Genomic DNA, 19,606 nt, shown 5'->3' on the forward strand with positions numbered 1-19,606 from the left:
ACTACTCCTGAATTATTTCTCACTAAGTAACTGTTCTTCCTTTGCTTGTTTCTTGATTCGTTTGAGAGTAGATAAAGAAATACCTGTTTTCCTTTCCACTTCTCGCATGCTGTTTGTTTCCATTAACTCTAGTGCATGTTTGTATTTATCATTTAGAACTCTTTTCGGACGTCCTTCTCGATAATTTTTATTGTTCGCTCGATGCCACTGTTTCCCTTCTTGCGTTCTCGTCACGATTAAATCTCTTTCAAATTGCGCAAAGCTACCCAGCATATTCATCATTAACGTTTGCATAGAGTCCTTCTTATCAGGTTCAAACGTTAAGTGATCATCTAAAAAAGAAATAGTCACACCTTCATGATTTAATGTAGAAATAATTGAATTTAAATCAACGATACTTCTGGCCAATCGATCAATTTTTGTCACCAAAACTTTATCGCCAGCTTTTACAATTGAAAGCAGCTCTTCTAATTCTTTTCTTCCTTCTTTTTTAGTCCCTGTGTATTTTTCACTGAAGATTTTTTCTGCTCCAGCTTCTTCTAATTTTCGAATTTGGGTTTTGTAATCTTGATTGCTGGTACTGACTCGTGAATACCCATAAATGGCCAATTTTCCCTCACCTTTTCTGAACATAAGTTTTTGACACTTAATAATTCCAAGTATAGCACGAAAAAACAAATAGGTCAAAAACTTTTAAGTTTTTGACCTTGTTGGTTTCATTGATTAATAGTGATCTTTTGCAGAATAAATGAATATCGTTTCATTTTCAACTTTATATATCAGTCTATGCTCATCTGTAATCCGTCTAGACCGTTTCCCAGATAGATCATGCTTTAATGGTTCGGGTTTTCCTAATCCAGCAAAGGGAGAACGATCTATATCTTTTATTAACTTATTAATCTTTTTTATGTTGTTTTTGTTTCCTTGCTCGTGCCAATAAAGATAGTCATCCCAAGCATCATCAGACCAAGCTTTAATCATCAGATTCAACCTCAATTAAGTCATGTGTCTTAAATATACCCTTGGAAAATTGCTCATCTCCTCGACGAATTTTTTCCATGACGTAATTATTAGTAAGTGTTCTCAAAGTTTCTTGCATAGAATCATAATCTCTTTTTGATAATACAACAACTGTATCTTCAACATCTTTACTCGTTACAATAAGCGTTTCAGCGTCTTCGTTGACTTGTTTCATATAACTACGTAGATTTTGGCGGAAATTTGAATAAGCTACTGCTTCCATTCTGTTCACCTCTTATTTATTACTTTTGATTTATTGTACACTATATTGTACAATAAATCAAATGATTACAGTTTTCGGGATAATTCTACTTGTCATTGGATACATTCAACATATAAACGAAATAGTGCGCTAGAAATTCAAAGAAATTTTAGAAACTGTTAATTTACATGTATAAATTACTGTGAGAATTACCATTATGAATGCCCTTCTATTTGTAAGCTAGAAGCATACTTAAAATTTACATCAGAATATTTTCTAATCAATAGCATATGCAAACTACTTCCATAAAGACATACAAAAAAAAGCACCAAAAATTGCTGCCTTTTCTGTATGTCTCCTAACTAAAATTTTATATTCGTCACTAGTTACTTTTCTTCATCTATAAGTCTCGCTGGATAGAATATTTTTTCCCGCTCTTTTTTATTTGTTAACTCGTCAATTGGTTCAAAGAATATATACCCCTTCTTCCAAATAACTTTATACTTGCTAGGATCACCTTTTTCTGTATAAATCCCATCTTCTAAATTGTACTCGCTAACTATTATAGGCTCTTTATGATACTTTCCAGGATAAACCCCTTGTTTTCTAATTCCGCTTTGAAAAGAATTTACTTCTCCAGACCCATTTGGAACCCATACGTATGCTTCTAAATCTTCTTTTGTCACAACCCCATCACGAGAAACCAAAAGTGTCTCAAAATATTTTTCTTTCCTATCTTTTTCTCTTTCTTTTACAGTTTCTATTATGGAATTATTTTCAGTATAATCTTCTGATTCATCTACCTTGTATACAAAAAATAAAAAGAGTAGAAATAATACAGATATAACCAATATCCCTAACAAACATTTTTTATTTACCATAATCCTAGCCAAATAATAAATGTTGAAGATTCCAAGCAGATAACCAAACTGTTGTGATTTTCCACTTACCATCGTCAGCTTTAAAGCTAGTTTCGAATAATCTCCAATAATACCCTTGGCTGTACCCCCCAACTTGTTTGTCTATATAACCACCATAAAAATTCACTGTAGAATATGGGCCTGGATTTACGCTTCTTTCAGGAACTCCATTTTCAACCCAAGTAAATCCTACAGGAGCTAATTCATTAATTCTCAATTCATTCCACAGTCCATTATTTCTTATTTCTTGGTACGCGTAATGTTTATATTGAGAGGGAGGAATCGAACTACGCAGAGCAGATTTTCGGTTGTATATCACTTCCCCTACAGGCTCTTCAGTAGTTAAGTTTTCAATAGGAACTGGACTATTTTCTAATGCACCAGCCTCTTTTACAAGTTCCACAGCTTCCTTATTACTTTCAGGATTGACTACTGTCTTTCCTTCCATTCCATCATATGCAACAGCATTAACATCGCTTTGAAACCCAATAACCCCTAGACAAATCAAAAAAGCTACACTTACCATTCCTAACAATTTTTTGTTCATAAAATAACCCCTTTTCATATTTCTATTATAATTTCATCATAACAGAATGTATCCGCTTTCTCAATCGTTATTTACTCTATTTAGCTTTTATACACATACAACTGTATTTGACAAATTACTGAATTTAAAATTTCTGAATAGACCTGGTCCATAGTCTTGCTAGTAGATAAGGAAAGGGCGTATCTGCTTCTTTTTTGTTGACCTCTTCTTAAAATATGTTATACTAATAGTGCGGAAGACATAAGTTCGATATGAACAGCACAATAGCCCAAACCTCGTCACAGGTTTGGGCTATTTTTTTCGTCTTGCGGATAGACGGGTGGGCTAGGACAACTTGCATGGTTATCTGCTAATCATCTAACCAATGGTCAACTAGTAAGATTACTAGACCCACAAAAAGCGGGGCGATAACCAAAGACATAAGTTCGTACATAAACAGCACCCCCAATCGGAGGCAAGTTGCCGTAATAAGTATAACATAAATTCAAAATATGCCTACACAGTAGTAAACCTTCAGTGTTTTACTTCAAGTTTTAGCTCTCTTTTTTTAGTACGTATACTTTACATAACGAGTATTTATACTTGTCGGAATTACTCGAAACTCTGCTTGAAAAACAGCCACACGTGCATTGTACATACGCTATACTAGCAGTTTTATCGTCTTTTTTAATCAATGCGCCCTAGTAGTCAAATTTCTTCATAAAATTCTTCGTCATCATAAATCCCATGACATCAAAACGTTGTTTTAACAGATACGGATCTGCATGAGCTAACTCGTAAATCGATTGACTCCCAGACATTTTCAGTCGTGCAGCCATTCGATTTCCAATCCCGCAAAATTCCATGATAGTGGAGATAACCCAAATTTTTTCTTCTCCGTCTTCATATCGCCATTCTGCTACAAAACCTGGTGTATTTTTTGCTTCGTTATCTAGGTCCAGCTTGGCTAACAATGGGTTATCTCCAATGCCAATTGTAACGTATAGCCCCATATGGTTATAAATGACACGTTGAATAATTTTGGCCACTCGATAAGCAGTATCACAATTAAAAAATGGCTTCCATCCCTTTAATAGTTCTGTTCTAACTATTAAGAGAGGATAAACTAATTTAAAAAATTTTCTCAACTTCTATCCTAAATCCATTCTTCAGGAAATAAATTAATTTTTTCACAGTAAATACTTATTTTATTCACAACAAAACCAAATCTTTATTCTAGACTTTTTATGTAAGTCAGTAATATAAAATCGCATACGCGAAAAATACTATTGTGTGAGGAGAATTTTGATGAATAAATCACGTAAAAATACTTTTATCTTTACTTTATTAATTATTTTAGCATTCCTATTTAAAGACTTTTTACCTTTTTTTATCCTTTAAAAATTGGAAAAATAGAAGGTGTCATAGAGCTGAATGGAATTGTAGTAAGTATTATTATTTGGCTAACGTATAAATATGTTTTTAAATTTAAGATAGATAAAAATCCTCTAGAATGGAAAAATCTATTACTTCTTTCCTTAATTCCCATTTATACAATTTTCACTAACCTTGTTAGTTTTTTAGAATTAAATATTTCAGATTTAAAAATCGATAACATATCCTTTTTGGTTATTGTTTTTATGTCTCTTATACAAGCTATTAGTATCGGAGTTTTCGAGGAAATCATTTTTAGACTGGGGTTGGTAACCATACTAAGTAGTCTAATCAAAAAAATACGATACTCCTTATGATAGTATCGGGAATAATTTTTTCGGTTGCACATTTAGGAAATATATCGTCTATGCCTTTTTGGGATGTTATGAATCAATTAATTTATTCTGCAGGGATAGGATTTACTTTAACCTCCATTTATCTAATTTTTGGTAAATTATGGATACCAATAATTTTTCATATTTTAATAAATTGGCTAGGTTTTATTGCTGTTACGCTAGGATCAGTTGGGAGTAATGGTTTATCCATTAGTGTTATTATAGAATTTTTTGTGAGTTTAATAATTTCTATTCTTGTATTAAAGAAATACGAAAGAAAATAGTTTATAAGGTTGTGTTGCAAAGTTTTCCAGGTTCTATTGCAAAGATTTCTAATAAGTACATTTTAGGGTAAAATAGAGAAAATGGCAGCTTGGAGGAATGAAGAGGGATCACTTTAAAGGAAAACAATTTCAAAAAGACGTGATTATCGTAGCCGTTGGCTATTATCTTCGTTATAATCTCAGCTATTGCGAAGTGAAAGAAATCCTTTATGATCGTGGTATTGACGTTTGCCATACAACCATTTACCGCTGGGTACAAGAATACGGGAAGATTCTCTATCAAATTTGGAAAAAGAAAAATCGACAATCCTTCTACTCTTGAAAAATGGATGAAACCTATATCAAAATAAAGGGGCATTGGCATTATCTCTACCGAGCGATTGATTCGGACGGCCTAACCTTAGATATCTGGTTACGAAAGAAACGAGATACACAAACAGCTTATGCCTTTTTAAAACAACTTCATAAACAATTTGGACAACCAAGAGTCATAGTAACAGATAAGGCACCTTCTATTGGCTCTGCTTTTAGGAAGTTACAGAAGCAAGGACTACACAATGAAACTGAACATCGTACAGTCAAGTACCTCAATAATTTGATTGAACAAGATCATAGACCTATTAAGCGTCGTAACAAATTTTATCAAAGTCTTCGTACTGCCTCAACCACGATTAAAGGCATGGAAGCCATTCGAGGAATATACAAGAAAAGCCGAAAAGAAGGGACTCTTTTCGGCTTTTCCGTCTGGACTGAAATAAAAGGTTTACTGGGTATTCCAACTTAATCAAAGCTTTAGTAAGTTAATCACACTTCTTTTCTTAATTTTTCAACAGAACCGTTTCCTTAATACAGTTTGTATTCTTTTTTGCAGCTATCGCATTTTACAATCCTAGAAGGCCTCTTTCAGCAATTGATATGCTTTCTCTAAATCTAAAAGAAGAAATATATTGGAAATTCCACTAAAAATATTTTTTTGACTGTCTATTTTATTGACATCTATCCAATTTTTTTAAAGTGGTAAAATTTCTTCCTTAAGAGAGTACCCTGCATCAGCTAAAAAAATACTTTGCTAACTTTAACATCGATCAATTAGTTTCTTCTACTAATTGATCGAAGTCATCATAACCATCATGTTCCTCTTTATTTTTTGGAAAGTTAACGAAGATAAACAATAGGCTCATAATTAGTGTTAAATAACAATACCATACCCAAGGGATAACAGCTACAGGTGAAACTTTTGCCATTGCACCAGATACTAGCAACTGGCCAGCATATGGTATTAATCCTTGCACATGGGTTGCAAACATTGACAAAATCGTTGCCACACGAGTACGAGATAAATTAAACTTCTTCCCGATAGTAACAGCCATCGGACCAACAGCCACAATTGCAATCGTATTATTTGTAGTTGCTACACAAAGAAGAATAATTAATAATCCAATAGACAGCTCAGCGCCGTGTTTGGTCTTTGTATTTTTACTTAATTTATCAATCAGCCACTGAATACCTCCAAGATACTTCATCATCTCCACTACGCCACCAACAAAAATTGCAATTATAGCCATTTCTTGCATCCCAGACATACCTTCATTGATATATTGCATGGAACTAATCCAACCAAAGTCTCCGTGAAATACTCCAATAACAATACCTGAGATTACACCAACTATCATAACTGGTAACACATTTAAACCAATTAAAGATAAAATAATTACTAAAGCATATGGAATAAGATTTACCGGATTAAAATCATAATTTGTAGTCAAAGACACATGTTTAATTGGATAAAGTGTCAATAAAACTATATTAATTACTATCGCCGGAGCATAGCATATCAAATTTAATTTGAACTTATCTTTCATCTCTACCGCTTGAGATTGAACTGCAGCAATAGCTGACGCTGAAATAAAAGAGTTATTATCACCAAACATTGCTCCTCCTACAACAATCCCAGCCATTAGAGCCGGATTAACACCTGTTTTAGTAGCAACGTCTACAGCTACGGGCATTAAAGCAGCAACTGTACCCATTGATGTTCCCATGGCAAAACTCAAAATACACCCAATAACAAAAATACCTGGAAGAATCATATTTTGAGGTAGTATACTTAAACCCAAATTCGTTACTGCAGAAACGGCATTCATCTTAGAGGCAACCCCTTGAAATGCTCCTGCCATGATAAAAATTACTACCATCATAATTAAATTAGGCTCACCGCCACCTTTACAAAACTTCATAAATTTTTGTTGAAAATTAAGTTTAATTTCTCCCTCAGCTGGAGGCAATGCAAATGCAATCATCCCTGCAATAGTCATACCTACAAGTAATGGCATACTATCAAACTTGCCACTAACTAGTCCTGAAAGGATATACAATATTAAAAATCCTACTAATGGTAATAATCCTTTAAAAGACCCCTTCACTCTTTTTTCTTCCATAATTAAACTCAATTCCTTTCCACAATTAGACTGTTAAACATAAAAACAAATGCATGGAACTATATTCTTATATAAAGTAATGCATTGTTTACTACTTCAGAATAGCGGCTAACTCAATGTATCCACAAAGAAATCACTTTCATTTTGTAAACATATACTAACAGTTAAAAAGAAATAAATCAATCTAATTTCTTTTTTTTTACGTGTTTTATCTTTTTTTTTTTTGTTTTAGTTGACATTTATATGAAAAAAAGATATTATCCGTATAAAGAAAGCGCTAATACAAAGATTTAAATGAACAAATACTAAAACCGGATTAAAAAAAAGGCGAAAGGTTAACAGTTCGTTAGTTCATTAAAAATTAACAGAAAAGAGAGAAGTTTTAATTATGAGATACATGGCAGAAAGACAACAAATTACAAATTTTGGAAAAAAATTAGTTACCGAGAAATTAACAACAGGAACGGGTGGTAATATTTCTATATATATACGGAAAGATAATGTTATGTTAATTAGTCCTAGCGGAATACCTTATGATGATATTAAACCTGAAGATATTGTACTTCTAGATTTAGATGGAAATACACTCGAAGGAACCAGAAAACCTTCAAGTGAATATCAAATGCATTGCATTTTTTATAAAAAGACAGAAAATGTGAACTCTGTTGTCCATACTCATTCTGATTATGCAACAGCAATATCTTGCTTAAATCAAGATATTGAGCCTCTTCATTATATTATTGGATCTATTGGAGATAAGGTTCGATGCTGTGAATATCGTACTTATGGGACACAAGAACTAGCTGACGAAGCTTATCGTGTAATGGGGAAAAATAATGGAATATTATTAGGTAATCATGGCGTTCTCGCCGTTGGATCCAGCTGTGCAGAAGCGTTTTCTGTTGCTAAAGACATTGAATTTTTAGCTAAATTAAAAATTCGTGCACAGTCTATCGGCACGCCTAAGTTGTTAAATGAAAGACAAATGGAAGTTGTAATTAAAAAATTTGACACATATGGTCAAATTTTTGATGAAGTCTAAAAAATAACTAATTTGGAGGAAATAACAGATGTTAAATTTCAACTATTACAATCCGGCTAATATTTATTTTGGTAAAGGAGAAGAAAAAAAAGTTGGTAAATTAATTAACGAGTGGAGCAAGAATAAGAAAATATTAGTACTTTTTAGTGGAGACTACTATAAAAACCTAAAGATTTCAGAAATTATTAGTACTGAATTAAAGAAATTAGGAATTGAATATTTTGAAAATGGGAATGTCGTCCCTAATCCGACATTATCTCTTATTAACGAATTGAGCCAATTTGTTAATAAGAACAATATAGACTTTATTCTTGCTGTAGGTGGCGGAAGTGTTATAGATACTGCTAAAGCAGTTTCTTTAGGTAGCTTGTATGACGGTGATACATGGGACTTTTTTACAGGAGTAGCTGAAGTAACTCGTTCACTACCGATTGGGGTTATATCTACAGTAGCCTCATCCGGATCCGAAATGTCAAATGCAACTATTGTATCAAATGGTCATAATAAATTAGGCGTAGAGAACAATTTAATAATTCCAAAATTCTCTATCATAAATCCTGAATACACTTTAGGGCTTCCAAAATACTATACAGGTGTCGGTACCGCAGATATTTTGTCACACCTCCTAGAACGTTACTTTAGTAAAGTTGAACATACAGACTTAACAGACTTTTTATTGGAAGGTGCTATTAAATCTACTCTGATTAATGGTGTCAAATTGATATCTGATTTACAAAATTATGATTTACGAGCTGAGATGTCTCTTACTGCTATCACCGCACATAATAACAGTTTAGAGTTAGGGCGTGAACCAGACTGGGGGTCTCATCGAATTGAACATGAGCTAAGCGGACAATACGGCATCGTTCACGGTGAAGGCATGTGCGTTGTTACTATAGCCTGGATGAAATATATTAGTCAGTTTTACCCTAAACAGTTTGTAAAATACGGTATTCGTATTTTTGATATTGACCCAATAATTTACTCTGAAGGTGAAATCATTACACAAGCAATTGAACAGACTAAAGAATTCTTTATTAAATTAGGAATGCGAACAACTTTAACAGAAATGGATATTAACAGTGAAAAGTTTGAAATCATGGCCAATCGTGCTACAAATCATGATAAACAACCAGTAGGCCATCTAAAACCACTTTACAGTGAGGATATTATCAAAATCTTACAACTAGCACTATGATATAAGTAGCTAATTTGTTGACCTTATAGTTCATTGAGGGAACGGCTGTTGAGACTGTTTATTTATTATTAACATTAAGTACAAAAGAGGGAGAAAATGTATGAATACAGAAGATAAAAATAAATATAAAAATCATTTTCTAATGAATAACGAGGATATAAAGATATATGTCGTTAAATACTTACACCTTTTTGACAATATATCTAATTTGAATGTATCTGAAATTGGCGATGGAAATATTAATTACGTTCATCTAGTTGTCGATGAATCCACTGGAAAAAGTCTTGTAGTGAAACAAGCTGATAAATTTTTACGTGCTTCAGGACGTCCACTGGACTTATCACGAAATAAGATTGAAGCTGATATTTTAAAACTCCAAAATGAACTTGCACCTGCCTTTATTCCTAAAATTTATCATTATGATGACAAAATGTTTGCTTTAACAATGGAAGACATTTCTGAATATAAAAATATGAGATATGCTTTAATCGATCAAAACATATATCCAAACTTCAGCGATGAAATTTCAGACTTTTTGTCTCAGGTATTGTTACCTACAACGGATTTAGTTTTAGATAGGAATACAAAAAAACAGCGCGTGAAATCTTTTATTAATATCGAAATGTGTGACATTAGTGAAGATCTTGTTCTTACTGAACCATATAATAACTATAAAAATCAGAATATCATTACTAAAGGAAACGAAAACTTTGTCAAGACTTATTTATATCAAAATGATTCACTTAAAGCAGAAATCGATTGGTTAAGAAATAATTATATGAACAACTCTCAAGCTTTATTGCATGGAGATCTTCATACCGGCTCAATTTTTATCAATCAATCAGGGCTAAAAGTGATTGATCCAGAGTTTGCTTTTTATGGTCCTATGGGCTATGACATAGGAAATGTCTTAGCGCATTTATATTTCCCATTAGTACTTAATTTATTTAGAAAAGATAAAAGCCTTTTATTTGAGGGTTGGTTATTAGCAAGTATAGAGGAAGTATTTGACAAAGTCTCTAAAAAATTATCTGTAGCCTATGATAACACTGTAAAACTTGAACTTAGTCAAAATAACGCATTTAAACAAAACTATTTAAATGGGATTCTTTCTGACTCATTAGGATATGCAGGAACTGAAATTATTCGTAGGGTTGTAGGTGATTCTAAAGTAAAAGAACTTTCATTAATATCTGATAAAGATAAAATAATTGCTGAACGTATTCTAATACTAAACGGTGTCCAACTAATTAAAAATAGAGAAAAATTTGTGCAGGGAAAAGATTTAGTAAACTTATTCTTAGAATGTAAAGAGGTATTTTAAATGAAACGTCAAGATTATACTATGCCTACTCTTCTACAATATGAAAATGTTGCATGGTACGAGAATGGAAAAGTACGCATATTAGATAGAAGAATTTATCCAAGAAAAACCGATTTTGTGGAATGTACCACGCATAAAGAAGTTGCTCAAGCCATCACTGACATGGTAACACAAAGTGCTGGCCCTTACACAGCTGCCGGAATGGGTATGGCTTTAGCAAGCTACGAATGTAAAAAACTCCCAGAAAGCGAACGTATCACTTATTTGCAACAAGCAAGTGATACAATCTCAAATGCACGACCTACAACAGCTAATAGAATGAAGCTAATAACAGAAAAATGTGTACAAATTGGGATAGACGCTATGAAGAAAGGAGTGGATCCTACCCAAGCAATCAAAGACAATACAGTCGATGCTTTAAATCGTCGTTATTTCACAATGGGTAAGGTAGCCAAATACTTAATAAAAAAAGTGCCTGATAATGGAACAATACTAACACAGTGTTTTGGTGAAACCATTATCGGAATGCTATTACGTGAAGCAATAGAGAACAAAAAAAATTTACGTTTTATTTGCTCAGAAACACGACCTTATTTACAAGGTGCACGTTTAACAGCCAGCTGCTGTGCTGAAATGGGATTCGATACCACTGTGGTATCTGATAATATGATTGCTTATGCAATGCAACATGAAAAGATTGACTTATTTACGTCAGCTGCAGATTCCATTTCCCAAGATGGCTATATCGCAAACAAAGTGGGAACGTTCCAAATAGCACTATTAGCTAAGCATTTTGGTATCCCCTATTTCGTAACAGGTATACCAGATATGGAAAAGAAAACACACGAAGATATTAAAATAGAATTTAGGGATCCAAAACAAGTTTTAGAGTTAAACAAGATAAAACATACTCTAGAAAGTGTCCGTGCGATTTATCCTTCTTTCGATGTGACTCCACCTGAATTTATAGGAGCAGTTGTGACCGACGACGGTTTTTATTCTCCTTATGATTTAGATACCTATATTGAAAAATATCCAACAAATAAATTCTATTAATTGAATTAACTTATTTCTCTTGGCTATTCAGCTGTGAATATTATGGATAATCAAGAAGTCTTATATATTGAGGTTTTACCCACAATAAGAGCTAATCTATCAAGAATATTATTATTTTCATATTCTCATATGATTTAAAGCCTTAAAATTATACACCTTAATGGTAAACTTCTGTAGATTAGTAAAACTTAGTATCTTTTAAGCAACGAAAGCCAGTTGGTCTTCGTTGCTTATTTACTTGAACTCAATACCAAATAAAATGCTGTGTTTACAGTTTTTTAAACAGCTTATCAAACAACTTTGGAAAAGATTGAATAATTATACTGTAAGTTTATCCCTGACTTTGCTCGGTTTAAACGAAAAATTGACCAACAAAAACAGCTAGATACCGTGATTATTGCCACGATGATTTTGGGAATCATGATGGGATTTTCAAACCAATCATGCACTTATCGCACAATCTGTATTTTTTTATACCCTGCTTCTGACTTTCCAAGTCGTTCTCGATATAGCAGAATTTGAATAATGTTTTAAAAATTGGCTCTGTTGCAAAGTTTAAAGAAGAAACACTCTGGCCCAATTGAAGGTGTACAATATTTTGTGTAAGTTCCAAAATGGCATAATCAAATAAATGAACTAGGAGGAACGAGCTAATGAGTATGCTCTCAAAAGATCAAATCAAACAAATGATTCAATACTATGATATAAAAACTACTGATGACATTAAAAGAACTTACACAAAATTCTTTACAGACCCAACGGCTACGATAATCACGTCTTTTTGAAATTGTTTTCCTTTAAAATGATCCATCTTCGTTTCTCCAGCTATCTTTTTCTCCTATTTTACCTTAAAATCAGTTTAACGAAAAACTTTGCAACAGAACCTTTATCCGAAATGGTCACTCTACCCTTACACTACTTGTAAGGGTAGAGTGACCATTTCATTTGTACCAAACAAATTTAATCGCACAGACAATAAGTATGAGTGTTATTTGATAGGGTTATAATTTAAGCTCAATACAAAAATCACAGACAAAATCCTTATGTAATTGTATAGGATAAACAAGCCCATCCGGCAAAATTTTATCTAAAACTTTATATCAATCTCTTATAATGAGAGATTGAAAAATGATAATTTTATATATTGACTTTAGCTATTACTTCAAAAGTATGGGGTACTTAATTCATTATTTTCCTTCAACAGTTACAAGGTAATTTAATTGAACTTTTTCAAAAGTAATATCATATTCTTCTTAACTTAGCGTAAAGATATTGTAATAGAATTTGGTAAAAACTTCATTACAAAACTTTTCACGATACAGTGGAATAATTCCTAATCTAAACTGTCCTCTAATAACAAAGTAACATCCATATTTTCTAAAAACTCTACCCAATCTTTGTCTAATTTTATATCTGTAATTAGGTAATCTATTTTCTCAAAGTCAACGATTTTATATACCGTTCTGAAATCAAACTTGGTATGATCCACGACTAAATAGTTCAAGTTAGACTGATTTATAAATTTTTTCCTTACTTCTCCTTCACTTTGATTATTGTCAGTTAAACCTAACTCCTTAGATATACCTGAACAACTAATAAAGAATTTATCTATTACATAGTTATCAATCATTTCGATTGCAGAGGGGCCAATGCATGAATGAGATACTTCTCTAAATTTTCCACCAATCATAATTAAATTAAGATATGGTTCATCCTGTAAGTAATGCACAATCTCAAGTGAATTTGTGACAATAGAACAATTTATTTGAAATCGCTTGATTTGTTGTGCAATGTAAAAAGAAGTAGTCGAACTATCCAATGCAATACTATCACCTCGAACAATTTGTTTTGTACAAATCTCAGCTAATCCAGTTTTTTCTTTTTGAAGCATTTCATTACGAACATTAATCGGTACTTCTCGGTCAATAGCATCAATTAAATAAGCACCGCCATGAACACGCTTGATAATTCCCCTTTTTTCTAAGGTGTCTAAATCTTTACGTACCGTTTCTAATGTAATACCCAATAGATCAGATAATTGTGTTACTGTGCATTGCTTATTTTTATTTAAGTAATTTTCTATTTCAGCTAATCTTTCTACTTTTAACATTTTAGCCATTATATATGGAGCCTCCCAAGCCTTTCAATATATTTTAAATTTATAGTTAAAAATAACGTACAATTGAGTTAAAGACAATATCTGTAGGTGGTTATAGTATTTTTTTATTATTAAATCTATACCGAAAATAACTAATTCTAAATCATTTCTCTTCGTTTACATTTAATTTTTTGATTAAGTACCTCTCTACATTAAGTATATCCAAAAACTTCATACTTTGTTTACTAATTGACCACAATCACATTCTAGTTTATCACCACATTTTTTATTCCACAAATAAAGACTCTTTTTAATGCTTTTTGCTTGTTGTTTTTCCATATTATTCATTCTTCCTTTTTCCTGCAATAATTCCATAGCGTTGAAGATACCACATCGAACTCTACCAACGCTCATGTGTACTTAATTCACTATAATCTCATTTAAAAATAATTAAAAGCATTCTATCAAAAATCTCCTTTATTTTTTCAGTCATTTTGAGTTGCATCCTTTGTTTTTTCATCAATTACAACATAGTTTCCTTGATACAATTTATATTCCTTTTTACAGCTACTACACTTAAAGTGATTATATTTCTCCCTCTCTCTTCTAGCTAATTGTCCACAATCACAAGCAACATATGCATGTATGCTAATAAAGTAGACAGACTTTCTGCTATACTATCAATTAAATAGACACTCATTTAGAAAGGATTTTTATTATGGTAGACAAACGAAAAATACCCCGTAAATTTGATGAAGAGTTTAAGCAATCCATTGTTAAACTATATGAAAGCGGCAAATCTCAGAACACTCTTGCCACTGAATATGGAATTGCCATATCCACTATTGCTCGTTGGGTAAAACAATATTCTGAAGTGAAAATTGATGATGGGACGATCCTTACGGCTCGACAAATTCAACAATTACAAAAAAGAAATGCCCAACTAGAGGAAGAAAATCTAATCTTAAAAAAAGCGATTGCCATATTCACGCCACGCTCCACGAACGACTAGAGGCTATCCATATCCTTCGTTATGAACATGCCATTGTTACATTATGCAGAGTTCTTAAAGTTAATCGTTCAACTTATTACAAGCATTTTTCAGAGAATGTTGCCCCTAGAACATTGGAAAATCAACAAATTCGAAAAAATATTTTAGAAATTTACACGACTTCTCAAAAACGAGTAGGTCCGGCAAAAATTCAACGAATGCTTTCCCGTGACTATGGCTTACGCATCAGTATTGGTCGAGTATATCGACTAATGAAAACGATGGATTTACCTAAAATGTCTACCTCTAAACCTGTTTTTAAGCGGTCAAAAAAGCAGGTTTCTTTCGAACGACCAAATCACTTAAAACAAGCGTTCAATCCACCTGCTCCAAACCAAGTTTGGACAAGTGACTTTTCCTATATTCCCATAGGGAATAAATCTTTTGTTTATCTTTGTATCATTCTTGACTTATTTTCTAGAAAAGTGATTGCTTGGTCTGTGAGTCACAAAATAGATACTCTACTGGCTATTTCGACGGTAGAAAAAGCGATTCAATCACGAAGACCAACTGCACCGGTCCTTTTTCATACAGACCAAGGTTCCCAATATACCTCTTTAGAATTTAGAAGATACTTAGAAGATCGACCACTTGTTCATTCTTTATCTAAACCTGGTTATCCCTGGGATAACGCAGTAACGGAAGCTTTTTTCAAATATATGAAAAAGGAAGAACTGAACCGTCGGAAATTATCTTCGCTTCAAGAAATACAACTTTCTTGCTTTGAATATATCGAAGGATTTTACAATACCAAACGACCTCATGGAACATTAAACATGCTTACTCCTAACGAAAAGGAGGAAAAATACTTTGAAAATCTTTAAGTATCTACTCTTTTTGTGTCTACTTTATTGACAATCATCCAATTCTTATATCTTTGGAAGTTTGCTGAATAGAGTCGCCCATTTGACATTTTTTCTATTCCATAACCTGTTACTAAAGGATTTTTCAACAACTGAATAATTTTCTCTCTATTTTCCATAATAACTACTCCTTGTCTATTTTCACTAAACAATCATTCTTATTTTCTGCTTGCTTCATTAAAACTCAGATTGGTTTAATTCATAGTCTTTTTTTATTCTATAAACCGTTTGCCGAGTAATTCCATACTCCTTTGCTATTTTTGAAATAGCGGTGCCTTTTTGTAACTCTTCTATAATATTTCTATAGACCGCTCTTTTTTGGAGATCTTTTGCTATTGGACTATATAATTTGGGACGCCCTTTATAAACACCTTTCATTTTTGCAATTTTAATTCCTTGTGCTTGTCGTCGCTTAGATTCTGTTCTTTCTTGTTCTGCAATCATTGCTAAAATCTGGACGATCAAATCTTTAATAAAACGATCAAGTAATGGATTACCAATCGCTTCAGCCATAATAGGAAGACTTGTAATTATGAGTCGAACATTTTTATTTTTCAATAAATTAACCGTCTGAATAATTTCATCGTAATTTCTGCCTAATCGGTCAATGGCTTCTACCATAAAAATATCGGATTCTCTCACAAAATCGAGAGCTTCTGTAAAAATTGGTCGTTGTTCAATACTTGCGCCAGATTTTTTCTCTACAAATATTTTTTCTGCCCCTAATTTTTTGAACTCTTGAATTTGCCGTTCCAAGTTTTGGTCAATGGATGAAACTCTTGCATATGCAACTTTCAAAATTCCACCTCTTTCCAAGTGTTTTATCATACACCCTAATCATACAGCTAAAAAACAAGAAAATCAAATAGTTGTGATTGTCTAATTAGGGTACACTCATATTAGACAATTAAGAAGAGTACACAGAAAATCATCTACTTTCTGTGTACTCTTCTTTTTAATATTTTTTACATATATTGTTCTACATGATCAATATCTTTTTGTAATTCTTTTTCATCGTACTTGTCATACTTATCAGCTTTATGTGCAATCTTTTTAATTTCATGCATTGCTCTTTTTTCAACAAGCCATTTTTTCATACTATGTTTTTTGGTATCTTCATTTAAAGTATCTAATTCTTCTAAATTGGAATCCAATTTGTTCAAAACTTCTGTAATTTTTACCAATGCTCTTGTTTCTTTTTCTCCATAATTTGACATAATAGATAACACTCCTTACGTATTGATATCTTAAGTTTACTCCTCTATTTTTTATTTTCAAATAAAAATAAGAGCCCTTACACGATGCTAACTCTTATAATTCTGTCTATCATAAGACTTACGTGGTTATTGATTGAATAATCATATACTTGCTTATTAAAAAACAAATAGAAGAATAAACACTATATTTTCACAAACAAACTACACTTCATTTTTAAATCAAGATTTTAACCTTTTATATTTGTGAAACGAAATAGCAGGTACATTTGAAATTTTTTACAAAAATACTATAATAAAACTATAGTTTATTACTCACTCGTTGTTATCATATTAATCTTGTAACCAAGTAAGATAACACTCGTCGTTTTTTATTAATTACCCATTAACTTCTTAGTAATAATTATTTCATAGTACCTCTTTCCTAAGCTAGTTACTCACTTCTGGCTTAATTTTTCGTTATAACTTTTTACTAAGAACTCAAACACAAGCTGAACTACTAAACAGAGTAGTTCAGCTTGTGTTTATTTAATCAATAAAAAACAACAAAAAATTCTTGTAAATTGAGGGTCGTGGAGTGTAACCGAAAGAATTTTTTGTTGCTTTATACTGTATTAAACCGATTAAATAGTTGTCGTTAGAAATAAAATATTTCTAACGACAGGTGATAAACTGTTGGTTATATTTTCTCTATTGGAAAAAGATAAACAAGGAATGAAACTAGTTTTATTATTGTTTTGCTTCATACAAAAGAATAATCACCATTACTAGGTAAAATAAAAATATTTTACACTCTTAGAATAAATAAAGTTAATTAAAATTGCAATCGATTTCTTTTAGTTTTTTATGTATTTTAGCAATGATTTTATTGGTTAAATTAATGACTCCTCGTTATAAAATTTTGGCAAAATTATTTGTACCAACTTATAACTTAAAATAAAAAACACTGAATATAAAATTCAGTGCAGACTGTAGACAAACTTCCAAATTTTGAGTGTTGTTTGCAGTTTTTTTGTTTTATACTGATTGTATAAACTATTTTGGGAGTGATTCTAATGATGAGAAAACAATCGATTGAAGGTAGAAATCAATTTGCTATGTTAACAATTGATGATCTTGTACCAAAAGATCATTTGGTACGAAAGATTGATGCTGCGATTCAGTTTGATTTTATTTATCCCATTGTAGAATCCACGTATTCGACCTATGGTCGTCCCAGTATTGATCCAGTGATCTTAATTAAATTAGTATTTATCCAATATTTATTTGGTATCCGTTCGATGAGACAGACAATTAAAGATGTTGAAACAAATGTTGCTTATCGTTGGTTTTTAGGATATTCATTCGAGGATCCTATCCCACATTTCTCTACTTTTGGTAAAAACTATGTTCGAAGATTTAGAGAAACAACTTTATTTGAGGATATTTTCTCTCATATTTTAGAACAAGCTGTCAAAGCTGGCTTCGTTACGGAAGACAACCTTTATATTGATTCTACTCATATCAAAGCAAATGCCAATAAACATAAGTTCACAAAAGAAATGACCTACGGTCAAGCTAAAGCTTATCAAGATGAATTAGAAGATGAAATAAATAAAGAACGTATTGCTGTAGGAAAACGTCCTTTTACATGGGACACAGAAAGTGAGTTGAGTCTTCAAAAAATTAGTCATTCAGATCCAGAAAGTGGCTACTATGTTAAAGGAGAACGAGAAAAACAATTTGCTTATTCCGCGCATACTTCCTGCGAAGATAACGGTTTTATCTTATCTACACTAATCACACCAGGAAATGTGCATGACAGCCAAGTCGCAATCGATCTGGTTAAACAGTCGAAAAGAGCTTTTCCAAATATAAAGCGTGTTGTCGCTGATGCAGGATATAAGACGCCTAAATTTGTTCATTTTCTGTCACACTTGAAACTCTACCCGATTCTTCCATATACTGCACCTCATGGAGTAAAAGGAATGTTTCGTAAAAAAGACTTTGTTTATGATGCCTATTTTGACTGTTATTTATGCCCTAATAATCAACCGTTGTTATTTTCAACTATCACTCGTGATGGCTATCGAACCTATAAATCAAATCCAAAATTTTGTAGGAGTTGTCCATTACTTGAAACCTGTACTTCGAGTGCAAACTATCAAAAAATTGTAACTCGGCATATTTGGGCTGATCTTATGGATGAACTTGAACACCAACGCCATACGGCGTTAAATAAAGAAATTTACAAAAAGAGAAAACAAACCATTGAACGAATATTTGCAGATGCAAAAGAAAAGCATGGTATGCGCTGGACGAAATATCGAGGTCTTGAAAAAGTCGCTGCGCACACGATGCTTACGTTTGCTGCTATGAATTTAAAAAAACTAGCCACATGGCTATGGAAAATAAAAAAGTCTATGGCTTTTTATTTCAAATTTATACAAAAACTAACAAAAAGGAGTTGGCAATTAAGCCACTCCTTTTTGTCTACAGTCTGATGGCACTATCTATTTAAGATAGTGCCATTTATCTATAGAAATAGCAGGCCATTTAAATCCAAAAATCACACATAAGTCAACATTCATTTAAAATTGTTAAGGCAGCTTCATATGTTCG

General features: G+C 32.3%; 20 protein-coding genes and 2 pseudogenes. 9 read left to right on the forward strand and 13 right to left on the reverse strand.

Annotation, left to right across the window (positions count from 1 at the left end):
- Nucleotides 1-12: 12 nt before the first annotated feature.
- The 8 genes and pseudogenes from IGI63_RS15500 to IGI63_RS15535 form a co-directional block, all read right to left on the reverse strand.
- Entirely contained in the window at nt 13-633 is a 621-nt protein-coding gene (locus tag IGI63_RS15500) for a recombinase family protein (RefSeq protein ID WP_429976218.1), read from the reverse strand.
- A 90-nt stretch (nt 634-723) separates the two neighbouring features.
- Nucleotides 724-981, reverse strand: a complete 258-nt coding sequence (locus IGI63_RS15505) for a Txe/YoeB family addiction module toxin (protein WP_429976219.1) — start codon at nt 979-981, stop codon at nt 724-726.
- Nucleotides 974-1,243, reverse strand: coding sequence for a type II toxin-antitoxin system Phd/YefM family antitoxin (locus tag IGI63_RS15510; RefSeq protein ID WP_429976220.1), 270 nt, complete (start codon nt 1,241-1,243; stop codon nt 974-976). Before IGI63_RS15510 ends, IGI63_RS15505 begins: the two co-directional genes overlap by 8 nt.
- Nucleotides 1,244-1,608: 365 nt before the next feature.
- Entirely contained in the window at nt 1,609-2,103 is a 495-nt protein-coding gene (locus IGI63_RS15515; protein WP_429976221.1) for a hypothetical protein, read from the reverse strand.
- Between the two features lie 4 nt (nt 2,104-2,107).
- Nucleotides 2,108-2,689, reverse strand: coding sequence for a hypothetical protein (locus tag IGI63_RS15520; protein ID WP_429976222.1), 582 nt, complete (start codon nt 2,687-2,689; stop codon nt 2,108-2,110).
- 349 nt (nt 2,690-3,038) lie between these two features.
- The gene (locus IGI63_RS15525; protein WP_115256601.1) at nt 3,039-3,122 is read right to left on the reverse strand and encodes a type I toxin-antitoxin system Fst family toxin; all 84 of its coding nucleotides are present in this window, start codon (nt 3,120-3,122) and stop codon (nt 3,039-3,041) included.
- 100 nt (nt 3,123-3,222) lie between these two features.
- Complete coding sequence (locus tag IGI63_RS15530) at nt 3,223-3,363, reverse strand: transcriptional regulator (RefSeq protein WP_429976223.1); 141 nt, start codon at nt 3,361-3,363, stop codon at nt 3,223-3,225.
- A 39-nt stretch (nt 3,364-3,402) separates the two neighbouring features.
- A pseudogene (locus tag IGI63_RS15535) lies at nt 3,403-3,744 on the reverse strand (excinuclease ABC subunit A); the annotation flags it as partial.
- Between the two features lie 662 nt (nt 3,745-4,406).
- Between IGI63_RS15535 and IGI63_RS15540 the strand changes: the two are divergent.
- Together IGI63_RS15540 and IGI63_RS15545 are read left to right on the forward strand one after the other, a co-directional pair.
- Nucleotides 4,407-4,721: a CPBP family glutamic-type intramembrane protease gene (locus IGI63_RS15540; protein WP_429976311.1), complete on the forward strand. Its 315-nt coding sequence runs from the start codon at nt 4,407-4,409 to the stop codon at nt 4,719-4,721.
- A 97-nt stretch (nt 4,722-4,818) separates the two neighbouring features.
- A pseudogene (locus tag IGI63_RS15545) lies at nt 4,819-5,505 on the forward strand (IS6 family transposase).
- 301 nt (nt 5,506-5,806) lie between these two features.
- Here the strand turns inward: IGI63_RS15545 and IGI63_RS15550 are convergent.
- Nucleotides 5,807-7,171 carry a Na+/H+ antiporter NhaC family protein gene (locus IGI63_RS15550; protein WP_429976224.1) on the reverse strand — a complete coding sequence of 455 codons (1,365 nt, stop codon included), beginning with the start codon at nt 7,169-7,171 and terminating at the stop codon, nt 5,807-5,809.
- A 376-nt stretch (nt 7,172-7,547) separates the two neighbouring features.
- Here IGI63_RS15550 and IGI63_RS15555 point away from each other — a divergent pair, with 376 nt between their 5' ends.
- The 5 genes from IGI63_RS15555 (at nt 7,548) to IGI63_RS15575 (ending at nt 12,564) form a co-directional block, all read left to right on the forward strand.
- Entirely contained in the window at nt 7,548-8,201 is a 654-nt protein-coding gene (locus IGI63_RS15555; protein WP_429976225.1) for an L-fuculose-phosphate aldolase, read from the forward strand.
- A 28-nt stretch (nt 8,202-8,229) separates the two neighbouring features.
- A complete protein-coding gene (locus tag IGI63_RS15560; protein WP_429976226.1) occupies nt 8,230-9,399 on the forward strand; it encodes an iron-containing alcohol dehydrogenase in 1,170 nt (389 codons plus the stop codon).
- Nucleotides 9,400-9,499: 100 nt separating this feature from the next.
- Nucleotides 9,500-10,723 (forward strand): S-methyl-5-thioribose kinase, encoded by a 1,224-nt coding sequence (mtnK, locus tag IGI63_RS15565; RefSeq protein ID WP_429976227.1) that lies wholly within the window; start codon nt 9,500-9,502, stop codon nt 10,721-10,723.
- Entirely contained in the window at nt 10,724-11,779 is a 1,056-nt protein-coding gene (locus tag IGI63_RS15570) for an S-methyl-5-thioribose-1-phosphate isomerase (RefSeq protein WP_429976228.1), read from the forward strand.
- Nucleotides 11,780-12,432: 653 nt separating this feature from the next.
- Nucleotides 12,433-12,564 (forward strand): hypothetical protein, encoded by a 132-nt coding sequence (locus tag IGI63_RS15575; RefSeq protein ID WP_429976229.1) that lies wholly within the window; start codon nt 12,433-12,435, stop codon nt 12,562-12,564.
- A 548-nt stretch (nt 12,565-13,112) separates the two neighbouring features.
- Here the strand turns inward: IGI63_RS15575 and IGI63_RS15580 are convergent.
- Nucleotides 13,113-13,898, reverse strand: a complete 786-nt coding sequence (locus IGI63_RS15580) for a DeoR/GlpR family DNA-binding transcription regulator (RefSeq protein WP_429976230.1) — start codon at nt 13,896-13,898, stop codon at nt 13,113-13,115.
- A 697-nt stretch (nt 13,899-14,595) separates the two neighbouring features.
- Between IGI63_RS15580 and IGI63_RS15585 the strand changes: the two genes are divergently transcribed.
- Nucleotides 14,596-15,752 (forward strand): IS3 family transposase gene (locus IGI63_RS15585; RefSeq protein ID WP_429976231.1). Its coding sequence is split into 2 segments (ribosomal slippage): nt 14,596-14,854 and nt 14,854-15,752, totalling 1,158 coding nucleotides; the frame shifts between segments, so codons are not numbered across the junction.
- Here the strand turns inward: IGI63_RS15585 and IGI63_RS15590 are convergent.
- The 3 genes from IGI63_RS15590 to IGI63_RS15600 all read right to left on the reverse strand — a co-directional run bounded on the left by IGI63_RS15590 (nt 15,749) and on the right by IGI63_RS15600 (nt 17,008).
- Nucleotides 15,749-15,910, reverse strand: coding sequence for a hypothetical protein (locus IGI63_RS15590; RefSeq protein WP_429976313.1), 162 nt, complete (start codon nt 15,908-15,910; stop codon nt 15,749-15,751). The two genes, IGI63_RS15585 and IGI63_RS15590, sit on opposite strands and share 4 nt — an antisense overlap.
- Nucleotides 15,911-15,968: 58 nt before the next feature.
- Nucleotides 15,969-16,589, reverse strand: a complete 621-nt coding sequence (locus tag IGI63_RS15595; RefSeq protein ID WP_429976232.1) for a recombinase family protein — start codon at nt 16,587-16,589, stop codon at nt 15,969-15,971.
- Nucleotides 16,590-16,756: 167 nt separating this feature from the next.
- Entirely contained in the window at nt 16,757-17,008 is a 252-nt protein-coding gene (locus IGI63_RS15600; RefSeq protein WP_429976233.1) for a hypothetical protein, read from the reverse strand.
- A gap of 1,052 nt (nt 17,009-18,060) precedes the next feature.
- On the opposite strand from IGI63_RS15600, the gene IGI63_RS15605 reads away from it, so the two are divergent.
- A complete protein-coding gene (locus IGI63_RS15605; RefSeq protein ID WP_429976234.1) occupies nt 18,061-19,488 on the forward strand; it encodes an IS1182 family transposase in 1,428 nt (475 codons plus the stop codon).
- Nucleotides 19,489-19,606: the final 118 nt, after the last annotated feature.

The organism is Enterococcus sp. DIV0086 (genome assembly GCF_050498705.1).
Lineage (GTDB): Bacteria > Bacillota > Bacilli > Lactobacillales > Enterococcaceae > Enterococcus > Enterococcus faecalis.

Coding starts and splice junctions, on each gene's coding strand:
- IGI63_RS15525 (WP_115256601.1), bottom strand. CDS start 3,122: ATGTACGAACTTATGTCTTTGGTTATCGCCCCGCTTTTTGTGGGTCTA.
- IGI63_RS15570 (WP_429976228.1), top strand. CDS start 10,724: ATGAAACGTCAAGATTATACTATGCCTACTCTTCTACAATATGAAAAT.
- mtnK (WP_429976227.1), top strand. CDS start 9,500: ATGAATACAGAAGATAAAAATAAATATAAAAATCATTTTCTAATGAAT.
- IGI63_RS15600 (WP_429976233.1), bottom strand. CDS start 17,008: ATGTCAAATTATGGAGAAAAAGAAACAAGAGCATTGGTAAAAATTACA.
- IGI63_RS15520 (WP_429976222.1), bottom strand. CDS start 2,689: ATGAACAAAAAATTGTTAGGAATGGTAAGTGTAGCTTTTTTGATTTGT.
- IGI63_RS15515 (WP_429976221.1), bottom strand. CDS start 2,103: ATGGTAAATAAAAAATGTTTGTTAGGGATATTGGTTATATCTGTATTA.
- IGI63_RS15555 (WP_429976225.1), top strand. CDS start 7,548: ATGAGATACATGGCAGAAAGACAACAAATTACAAATTTTGGAAAAAAA.
- IGI63_RS15560 (WP_429976226.1), top strand. CDS start 8,230: ATGTTAAATTTCAACTATTACAATCCGGCTAATATTTATTTTGGTAAA.
- IGI63_RS15510 (WP_429976220.1), bottom strand. CDS start 1,243: ATGGAAGCAGTAGCTTATTCAAATTTCCGCCAAAATCTACGTAGTTAT.
- IGI63_RS15580 (WP_429976230.1), bottom strand. CDS start 13,898: ATGGCTAAAATGTTAAAAGTAGAAAGATTAGCTGAAATAGAAAATTAC.
- IGI63_RS15575 (WP_429976229.1), top strand. CDS start 12,433: ATGAGTATGCTCTCAAAAGATCAAATCAAACAAATGATTCAATACTAT.
- IGI63_RS15605 (WP_429976234.1), top strand. CDS start 18,061: ATGATGAGAAAACAATCGATTGAAGGTAGAAATCAATTTGCTATGTTA.
- IGI63_RS15590 (WP_429976313.1), bottom strand. CDS start 15,910: ATGGAAAATAGAGAGAAAATTATTCAGTTGTTGAAAAATCCTTTAGTA.
- IGI63_RS15500 (WP_429976218.1), bottom strand. CDS start 633: ATGTTCAGAAAAGGTGAGGGAAAATTGGCCATTTATGGGTATTCACGA.
- IGI63_RS15505 (WP_429976219.1), bottom strand. CDS start 981: ATGATTAAAGCTTGGTCTGATGATGCTTGGGATGACTATCTTTATTGG.